At 61.1% G+C, this 9,281-nt stretch carries 9 protein-coding genes and 1 pseudogene; 7 read left to right on the top strand and 3 right to left on the bottom strand.

The annotated features are described in order from the left end of the window. Positions 1-220 precede the first annotated feature (220 nt). Positions 221-1,870: a chromosomal replication initiator protein DnaA gene (dnaA, locus tag HWX44_RS12520; protein ID WP_175975009.1), complete on the bottom strand. Its 1,650-nt coding sequence runs from the start codon at positions 1,868-1,870 to the stop codon at positions 221-223. Between the two features lie 901 nt (positions 1,871-2,771). Here dnaA and HWX44_RS12515 point away from each other — a divergent pair. The 7 genes and pseudogenes from HWX44_RS12515 to HWX44_RS12485 all read left to right on the top strand — a co-directional run bounded on the left by HWX44_RS12515 (position 2,772) and on the right by HWX44_RS12485 (position 7,542). Beyond that, positions 2,772-3,121 (top strand): annotated as a pseudogene (locus HWX44_RS12515) (ribonuclease P protein component). Then, on the top strand, positions 3,109-3,387 hold the full coding sequence (gene yidD / locus HWX44_RS12510; protein ID WP_175975006.1) for a membrane protein insertion efficiency factor YidD: 279 nt from the start codon (positions 3,109-3,111) through the stop codon (positions 3,385-3,387). The pseudogene HWX44_RS12515 and the gene yidD overlap by 13 nt, the downstream one beginning before the upstream one ends. 9 nt (positions 3,388-3,396) lie before the next feature. After that, positions 3,397-4,386, top strand: coding sequence for a membrane protein insertase YidC (yidC, locus tag HWX44_RS12505; RefSeq protein ID WP_049155646.1), 990 nt, complete (start codon positions 3,397-3,399; stop codon positions 4,384-4,386). A 23-nt stretch (positions 4,387-4,409) separates the two neighbouring features. Then, entirely contained in the window at positions 4,410-5,039 is a 630-nt protein-coding gene (gene rsmG / locus HWX44_RS12500; RefSeq protein WP_144013722.1) for a 16S rRNA (guanine(527)-N(7))-methyltransferase RsmG, read from the top strand. Positions 5,040-5,049: 10 nt separating this feature from the next. Then, a complete protein-coding gene (locus HWX44_RS12495; protein WP_175975004.1) occupies positions 5,050-5,898 on the top strand; it encodes a ParA family protein in 849 nt (282 codons plus the stop codon). A gap of 6 nt (positions 5,899-5,904) precedes the next feature. After that, on the top strand, positions 5,905-6,960 hold the full coding sequence (locus tag HWX44_RS12490) for a ParB/RepB/Spo0J family partition protein (RefSeq protein WP_046648706.1): 1,056 nt from the start codon (positions 5,905-5,907) through the stop codon (positions 6,958-6,960). A 6-nt stretch (positions 6,961-6,966) separates the two neighbouring features. Continuing rightward, the gene (locus HWX44_RS12485; protein WP_046648707.1) at positions 6,967-7,542 is read left to right on the top strand and encodes a hypothetical protein; all 576 of its coding nucleotides are present in this window, start codon (positions 6,967-6,969) and stop codon (positions 7,540-7,542) included. Between the two features lie 158 nt (positions 7,543-7,700). Here HWX44_RS12485 and HWX44_RS12480 read toward each other — a convergent pair whose 3' ends face one another. Together HWX44_RS12480 and trxA are read right to left on the bottom strand one after the other, a co-directional pair. After that, positions 7,701-8,885, bottom strand: a complete 1,185-nt coding sequence (locus HWX44_RS12480) for an N-acetylmuramoyl-L-alanine amidase (RefSeq protein WP_070512899.1) — start codon at positions 8,883-8,885, stop codon at positions 7,701-7,703. A gap of 65 nt (positions 8,886-8,950) precedes the next feature. Beyond that, positions 8,951-9,274: a thioredoxin gene (gene trxA / locus HWX44_RS12475; protein WP_046648711.1), complete on the bottom strand. Its 324-nt coding sequence runs from the start codon at positions 9,272-9,274 to the stop codon at positions 8,951-8,953. Between the last annotated feature and the right edge of the window lie 7 nt (positions 9,275-9,281).

Genomic DNA, 9,281 nt, shown 5'->3' with positions numbered 1-9,281 from the left:
CGCGAGGCGGGCCTGGGAACCCTGATGTCGCGCCTCGTGCCCTTCGTGGTCCCATTCTTTACGGCTTGGGCGGTCCTGCTGGCCCTCCGGGTCCTTGTGGACCCTCCCCTGGGGCCGGGCCACAACGGCATGGTTGGTTTAGGCCCTGAACCACAGCCCCACACCACCGACCAGGGTTTTGGAAGCGGTGGAGGGGGGCGTCGCCAAGCGCCGTGCGGTTCTAGCGCTGGTTGTGGTTCTTCACGCGCTGGGTCAGCGCCTGGATCTCGTCGTAGGTGTTGCGGTTTTCTGTCATTTCCTTGCGGATCTTGCGGTCGGCATAGATGACGGTGGTGTGGTCCTTGCCGCCGAACTGATCACCGATCTTCGGCAGGGATAGCTCGGTGAGCTCGCGGCACAGGTACATCGCCAGCTGGCGGGCGTGGGCGACGGCGCGCTTCTTACCGGAACCGCGCAGGGTGTCCACGTCGATGTTGAAGTAGTCCGCCGTGACCTCGATGATGGCCGCCGCGGTGATTTGGCGATCCGCAGAATCAGGAGCCAAATCGTGCAGGGCAATCTCCGCCATCTCTAGGCTGATCGGCTCATTGACCAAGGAAGAGTAAGCAGACACACGGATGAGCGCGCCCTCGAGCTCGCGAATTGAGGATTCGAAGCGGGAGGCGATGAGCTCGAGGACCGAGCGATCGACGTCTGTGCCGTCCGCAGAAGCCTTCTTCATGAGGATGGCGATGCGCGTTTCCAGGTCTGGCGGCTGAATATCCGTAATCAGACCACCCTCAAAGCGGGTGCGGAGGCGATCCTCCAGGGTCGTTAGCTGCTTCGGCGGGCGGTCGGAAGACAAAATGATCTGCTTGTTGGCCTGGTGCAGGGCATTAAAGGTGTGGAAGAACTCTTCCTGAGTGGATTCCTTGCCTTCCAAGAACTGGATGTCATCGACCATGAGGATGTCCAAGTTGCGGTAGCGGCGCTTGAAGGACTCTTGGCGGTCATCGCGTAGCGAGTTGATGTAATCGTTGGTGAATTCCTCCGAGGACACATATTTCACCCGCAGGCCCGGGTGCAGGACCTGGGCGTAATTTCCGGCCGCGTGCAACAGGTGCGTCTTGCCCAGCCCGGAGCCGCCCCAAATGAACAGTGGGTTATAGGCGCGGGCGGGGTTTTCCGCCACCGCCACGGCGGCACCGTTGGCAAAACGGTTGGAGGAACCGATGACGAAGTTCTCAAAAGTGTGTTTCGGGTTGAGAGACTTTTCGTGGTTCGGGTTATACGCGGGTTCCTCGCGCGGAATGCGCGCGCCGGCTGCCTCCGAGTAGTCCGGGTAGCCGCTGGGAGCGGTGCTCTGCTGCTCACTGTAGTGCTGCGCTAACTCATCCAGGCTGGCCGGGGAATGCGCGGCATCCCATGAGCGCGGCTGATGATGAGCGGGCGGAGCGGGTTGGGCCGGCTGGGTCGGTGGCGTGGGCGGCATGGCTTGCTGGAAAGACTGAGCCTGGTGGCCCATGCCGTACTCCGGCGCCTCGGTCTGAATGGGGCGTTGGGGTGCGGGAGCTTCGGGCTCTTCCTGTGGAGCAGGCTGCGGGGGCGCGGCAATGGTCACAGCCAAGGAACACGGCCGGCCCATGTGCTGCGACAGAGCGCGGGTGATGTACTCCCCCAGCTCAGCCTCAATAACACTCTTGGCATTCTCGTGCGGGGCGGCAATCAACGCGTAGCCATCCCCGATCATGATGGGCTCTACGAGCTGGAGGTTGAGGCGTTGGCTGTGGGTGAAGTTGGGAACGTCCGAGTTCGGTTGTTCGGACTGTGCCAGCAAATCACTGACCACAGCTTTCCAGCTGGCCCTTAGGGCTGCTTGCGGATCAGACAAAACGCCTACCTTCTGTGTGCTTCACGGCCACGCGGTGCCGGCGGATGAGGCCGGCCACAGCTACTTACGTGTCTGAAGGAGAGGCTTCAGGGCCGCAGTATGTACTGCGTGACTGTGGGTTGGATCGGGGACGGATGGACGGATGAGGAAGAGACGGGGATGCGGAAATTCCAATTTCTTGTGATTTCCACCGGGGATTCCACACGATGTTTTAGTGTGTAACCTCGGATTCCACAAAGTTATCCACAGGTGTGAATAGGTGGTTTATCCACAGCCTATCTCATGGCTGTGGATAACTTTACATCGGCTCCTTAATGCAGTTGACCTGCTCAAATAGCAAAAGTCTCAAGTCATGATTGAGAGTTATCCACACCCTGTGGGCGGCTGTGGAATTAGATTCCTCAGTTGTACCGCGTTATGGGGATGCTGTCTAACGCACTTCTTTGCACGCCTGGCGCGACCGCGGCTCGACCGCGCCACGGTCGGTGGGAGGAGGCGTTGACCGCGCAGCATGTGGGTGAAAAGTGGCGCTCTAGCTGCGGATAAAAACATCCTTGTAATTTCGGGGACACCCAGTGTGTCGATTTGTTTAGCGCGCTACCTGTCACGTAACCTGTGATGGTCTATCGCAACAGTGCATGGTGCACATGTTGCATGTGGGAATGCCTCGCCACGCCTCATGGCGCTTCAAGTGCGAAGCCTCATCCCCACGTACACCATTCATCAGTGGATGTTTAAGCCTGAGCGCCGGCGGCGCTGGGCTGTGCCATCCACCAACAACTTCAAGGAGTTAATCGTGGCAAAGGGTAAGCGTACTTCAGCCAAGCGTCGGCTCGCACGTACGTTTACAGGCGCGTCGCATGTCGCCGCCGTCGCAAGAAGGTCGCGCTAGCTCACGCTAATTCATGCTCCAGCCCAGCATCAGCTCACGTCTCGAGGCGTTTGCGACCATCAAGGCGGCGCCGGGACGCGACGTCGTCGTGCATTTGCAGACGTGAAGACGACATCGCGGCCACTGGGCCGCGGTTCGGCCTCATTGTGTCGAAAGCCGTCGGGAATGCCGTGGTTCGCCACCGCACCTCCCGGCGGCTTCGTCATGTGTGCATGGCGCTCCTGCGCGATGGAGTCAACGGGAAAGCTTTACCCGCCAATGTCGACATCGTTATTCGTGCGCTGCCCGCCAGCAGCGAGGCCACCAGCCAGCGTCTTGAGCGTGATATCCGCAAAGCGTTAAGCACATGGGATATCTGAACTCCCAAGGCCAAGAGATCCCCGAAGCCCGCGGGTTCGGCAGGGTCTTGGTTTACGGGGTGCGCTTCTACCAAAAGCATGTGTCAGGCCTTAAGATGGTCTCCACCTGTCGTTTTGAACCGACGTGCAGTGCCTATGCCCTCGAAGCCATCTCCATCCATGGAGCCTTCAAGGGAACGGGCATGGCGCTCGCCAGGTTATGCAAGTGCGGTCCCTGGCACCCGGGTGGGTTTGATCCGGTACCGACCAAACAACAACTGAGGTAAACAACTCTCGTGCTTAATTTCATCTATTGGCCAATTTCAGCCGTCTTGTGGTTCTGGCATTGGCTCTTGAGCTTCGTTCTTGATTCCGCATGGGGCGGGACCTGGATCATCGCCATCGTCCTGCTGACGTGGACGCTCAAGGCCATCATGGTCAAGCCGACCATCACGCAGCTGCGCTCTTCACGCAAGATGCAGGAGATCCAGCCGCAAATTCAGGAACTGCGCACCAAGTACGCCAATGACCAAACCAAGGCGGCGCAGGAGATGCAGCGCATCTACAAGGAAGCTGGCGTCCGCCCCGTGGCGGGCTGCCTGCCCATGTTCGCGCAGATCCCCATGTTCATTGGTCTCTTCCACGTGCTGCGCTCCTTCGACCGCACCGTGGCCGTCGCCGGTGGCATCGGGCACCCGGCCGGTGAGGCGATGTCAGAGGAAATGAACGCATCCATCGCCAACTACATCTTCAAGCCCGAGCTGGTGAAGCAGTTCGTGGACGCGAAGATCTTTGGCGTGCCGCTGGTGGCTAATCTGAGCCTGAACTCCGGTTTGGAGATCGTTAAGGAGACCACCACCATGCAGGCGGCCGTTATTATCGTGCCGCTCATCGCCATCATTGCGGTGCTCACGCACTTCAACGCCCGCATGTCCCTCAACCGCCAGGAGGCACGCCGCGCCGCCGGCAAGACCGCTACCCCGCAGGGCCAGAACGCGGAAATGATGCAGCAGCAGATGGCCATGATGAACAAGATGATGCTGTGGTTCATGCCGGCCATGCTGGTCTTCTCCGGCTTCATTTGGCCCATCGGTCTGCTCTTCTACATGCTGGCTAACACCGTGTGGACCTTCTTCCAGACTCGCATCGTCTACGCCAAGATGGACCGCGAGGAAGAAGAAGAGGCAGCCGCCAAGGCTGAGCTCAAGCGCACCTCCGCGCCGAAGCCGGGTGCACGCAAGAAGGACAATCGCTCCAAGAAGCAGCGCCGTAAGAACAATAACTAGAAATTAACCCAGGAGTTTTCACAGTGACTGAATCTGTGTCCGACACTGTGCCACTGGACCCGTCTGACGTCTTCGGATCGCGTCTGCCGCTCGCGCAGAAGTATCACGATTCGCTCGCTACGGACGGGTCCACTCGTGGTTTTATCGGCCCCCGCGAGGTTCCGCGCCTGTGGGAGCGCCACCTCATTAACTGCGCCGTGGTCGCCGAGGTCATGCCGCAGAACGCTACGCTTATCGACGTCGGCAGTGGCGCCGGCCTGCCCGGCATCCCGCTTGCCATCGCGCGCCCTGACCTGAAGATCACTCTCATCGAGCCGTTGCTCAAGCGCTCGACCTACCTCAACGAGGTCGTCGACCTGCTGGGTCTGGATAACGTCACCGTCATCCGCGGCCGCGCCGAGGAAGGCCCCGTGAAAAAGCAGGTGCAGGGCGCCGACATCGTGACCTCCCGCGCGGTGGCCCCGCTGGGCAAGCTGGCCAAGTGGTCCTTGCCGCTGGTGCGTAAAGGCGGCGAGATGATCGCTCTCAAGGGCTCCTCAGTCCATGAGGAGCTGGAGCGCGACGCTGCCGATATCAAGCGCGCGGGTGGCGGAAAAGCCGAGGTCATGACCATCCACGGCACCACGATTATCCGTGTCCCGCGCGTGAACTAAAGTAGACGGCATGACTCATCCTCGTCTTATCACCATCGCGAACCAGAAGGGTGGCGTGGGTAAAACCACCTCCGCCGTCAACCTTGCCGCCGCGCTCGCTGAGGCCGGCAAGAAGGTCCTGGTGATCGACTTGGACCCGCAGGGCAACGCCTCCACCGCGGTAGGCGCGGAGCATACCTCCGGCACTAAATCCAGCTATGAGGTTTTGTTGGGTGACTGCAGCGCGGACGAAGCAATGCAGCACTGCCCCGACGATGAGAACCTCTACTGCATTCCTGCCACCATCGATCTGGCCGGCGCTGAGATCGAAATGGTCTCCCTGGTCCGCCGCGAGTTCCGCCTCTATGACGCCCTGTACAACGGCTTCCTCGAGGAGCACGGCTTCGACTACGTCTTCATCGACTGCCCGCCCTCCCTGGGCCTGCTCACCATCAATGCGATGACGTGTGCGGAGGAAGTCATCATCCCCATCCAGTGCGAGTACTACGCGCTGGAGGGCGTGGGCCAGCTGTTGGGCAATATTTCCATGATTCGGGAGCACCTCAACGAAGACCTTCACATCTCCGGCGTGCTGCTCACCATGTTCGATGCCCGCACCAAACTGGCTGAGCAGGTGGCCAACGAGGTGCGTGAGCAATTCGGCGCCGTCGTTTTGGGCAACGTCATCCCGCGTTCTGTGCGCGTTTCGGAGGCGCCGGGCTATGGTAAGACGGTTATCGCTTATGACCCGTCGTCGACAGGCGCCCGCGCCTACTCCGCCGCCGCACGCGAGCTGGACAAGCGCGGAGATTACACGCCGCACCCCACCACGGGTGCCATCGGCGTGAGCCCAGAGATTTTCGCGGAATTGGAAGGATAGGACACCGTGGCAGATAAGAAGGCAGACCAGAAGCCGGAGCAGCGCCAAGGCGGCCTGGGCAAGGGCTTGGCCGCGCTCATTCCGTCTGGCCCGGGTGCTCCCTCCCGCAAGCCGCGTCTTGGGGATTCGGCGGCTGACATTATCCTCGGCGCGTCGACCGGCGGGGCTCAGGGCTCTGCGGCAAAGAAGGTGCAGGGTGCGCCGACCATCCAGCAGTCCACTGGCTCGAAGAAGCGGCAGGCGAAACCTTCGGTGATTGGCGCGACGTACCGCGAGATCTCCGTCGGGGACATCATGCCGAACCCGAAGCAGCCGCGTTCTGTCTTCGACGAAGATGAGCTGGCGGAGCTGGTCCACTCGATCAAGGAGTTCGGCCTGCTGCAGCCGGTCGTTGTGCGCCCCGCTGAGGAAGGCGGCTTCGAGCTCATCATGGGTGAGCGCCGCTGGCGCGCCTCCTCCAAGGCGGGCCTGGCCACCATCCCGGCCATTGTGCGCGATACCAAGGATGATGATCTGCTGCGGGATGCGCTTCTGGAGAACATCCACCGCGTGCAGCTCAACCCGCTGGAAGAGGCCCACGCCTACCAGCAGCTGCTGGAGGAATTCGGCGTGACCCAGAACGAGTTGGCTGATCGCATCGGCCGCTCCCGCCCGCAGGTCACCAACATGATTCGCCTGCTCAAGCTGCCGGTCAGCGTGCAGAAGCGCGTCGCCGCTGGCACCTTGTCCGGTGGCCATGCCCGCGCGCTGCTGGGTCTGCCGGATGCCGAGGCCATGGAGCTCATTGCGAACCGCATCGTGGCCGAGGGCCTGTCCGTGCGCGCCACGGAGGAAGCCGTCACCCTATACAAGCGCGACGGCAAGCCGGCCGAGCCAAGCAAGAAGCCTGCCGCCCCGCAGCCGCAGTTCTTTACCGATTCCGCTGAACGTCTGGCCGATCGCTTTGACACCAAGGTCACCGTCACCATGGGCAAGCGCAAGGGCAAGATGGTCGTCGAATTCGGCGACCAGGAAGACTTCGAGCGCATTCTGGCCCTCATTGAGGGCAAGGAAAGCAGCTAGCTGACCATGCTTGTCCAAGCCGTCAACGAAGGCGTTGCCATCAACCCCTTGGCGGCCCGATCCATCTTCTGGGAGCTGAAGACCACGGTCGCTGATCCGGCCTTCGAGAAGGAAGCATGGATCAGCTCCACGCTGCTGCGCTGCGGTGAGTGCGGGTTTACCGTGGGTGATGAAGCCACCGTGTTCTTCTGCCCGCCCGATCTTGCCCCCGGTGCCGCAAAGCTGCCCACCTCCCCTGTTTCGGAGGACGCGGTGCTGGTGTCCTCCCTGTTCGTGAAGTCGCACCGTGCGGCGAAGGGCTTGGAGGCAGTGCTTCTCGATGCCACCATCATGCACCTCACCTCCCGCGAAGCCAGCGCCGTTGAGGCCTTTGGTTACCGCGATGCCCGCGCCGCCGAGAATCTTTTGCGGGATAAGCCCGGCCGTATCGGCCTACTACCGGTAGAAACGCTGGAATCCGCCGGTTTCAGGGTGGAGCGCGATCACCCCATCACGCCGCGCCTGCGCCTCGAGCTGCCGCCTGCCTTCGATCTGCTGACCGCAGCCGCCGTGGAAGACCTCCTCGCCCGCGCCTTGGCCTAGATACAGGATGGTTCTAGTAAGAAGGTTCTACTCAAACGGTTCTGTTGGGGGCAAGGGAACCTTTTGGAAAGTCCTAGAAGGTTTGTTTGGGGGCAAGGAAACCGTTTGACTGGAACCATTTGAGGGGAACCGTCTGGGACGGCACCCCCTAGGCTCCATTAGGAAGAGCGCTCCGCGCGCAGGAGCTCGTCGAAGCGGTACGTGCCGGTCACGGCGGTGTCGTCGTCGAGGAGGTAGAGGCGCTTGACGGAGACGACGATGGCCTCGGCGATGTCATCGCGGCACTCTGGGTTAGTCAGAATCGCCACGTCCTTCGGGCTGGTCAGGTAACCCAGAACTACCTGCACCACCGGCATCTGCGTCAAGCGCAGCAGCGCCCACGTGCGGCCGTGGTTGCGGCAGTTGCCCAGCTCGGTACGGGCAACGATTTCGCGCTGGATGAAGCCGGAGAGCGTCTCCCCAATGAGGGAGGAATTGCCGGACTCAGAACCGAAGTAGAAGGTGGCTACGCCATTGGCTTTTTCCGTGGGGTACTCATCGCAGGCGAGTGAAATGACCAAGTCAGCGCCAAAGGCATTGGCAATGTCGGCGCGATCGTGGATGGAGGGATCATCGGTACGCGGGCGGGAGATGATGGTCTCCATGCCGGCGGCAATCATGCGGCCGGCGACGCGCTCGGCTAGATCCCAGAGGATCTCTTCTTCCGTGATGTCGCCATAGCGGCCCTTGACCGTGCGGCCCTTGTTGAAGCCGCCGAGGCTGGGGTCGATCACCACGCGCTTGCCCGCCAACTTGGGTCCCGCGTTGCGCACGCGCTCGCGCTCTTGGATATTGTGCGCCGAGCCACCGGTGATCCGCCGACCCAGCAGATTGAGCGCGTTGATGGTGGCCGGGCCGCAAATGCCATCGCTGCGCAGGCCGGAGTTCAGTTGGTATTCCGCCAGCGCCGCGTAGGTGCGGGCCCCAAAATGGCCATCGATGCGTTCTTGGTAGAAGCCGAGTTCCTGGAGCTGTTGCTGCAGCTGGGATACATCATCTCCCACCTGCACGTTGCCCGGTTCATAAGCCAGTACCCGCGCGCCTAAGGTGTAGGAAGCCTGACGCAGCTCACGCAAAGTAAGGTCATCAATATCGCCGCTGGGCACGATGCCGCGGGATTGCTGGAAGGCTTTGAGCACTTGCGCCAGCTCGTTATCAAAGTACTTATCGGCTTCGGAATACTTCTGCTTCTTCCAGTCGGACAAGGTCCCCTGGTAGTCAGTCATCAGGCCGAGGCGGGCAAGGGTTGCGCGTGCTTCGGCGACCCGAACGCTCTGGTCACCTACACGTAAAACGCGGTTCACACCTACCCCTTTCGTGATCAAGGAGGCGCACCTTAGTGCGCCGTCAACGAGTTAAAGACTACCAGTTAGAGCTGCTTCTTTACCTGTGCCACGATGTCGGCCTTAGAACGCAGGCCAACGAACTCATCGACCTTCTCGCCGTTCTTGAAAATCAGGACGGAGGGAATGGACATGATCTGGAACATGGCACCCAAAGTGCGCTCTTCATCCACGTTGACCTTGACCACGGAGACGTCATCACCGAGCTCCTCGGCGACCTCCTCGAGGATCGGGGACAGCTTCTTGCACGGCCCACACCATTCGGCCCAGAAGTCCACGACGACGGGCTTGCCTGCCTCCACGACGTCGGCGCGGAAGGAATCAGTAGTGACGTTTTTAATGTTGCTCATGTGATCA

Origin of the sequence: Corynebacterium sp. Marseille-Q2823 (assembly GCF_903645345.1) — a bacterium.
Lineage (GTDB): Bacteria > Actinomycetota > Actinomycetes > Mycobacteriales > Mycobacteriaceae > Corynebacterium > Corynebacterium hiratae.
The sequence above is the reverse complement of the archived record's forward strand: the minus strand, read 5'-3'. Positions and strand labels throughout refer to the sequence as shown.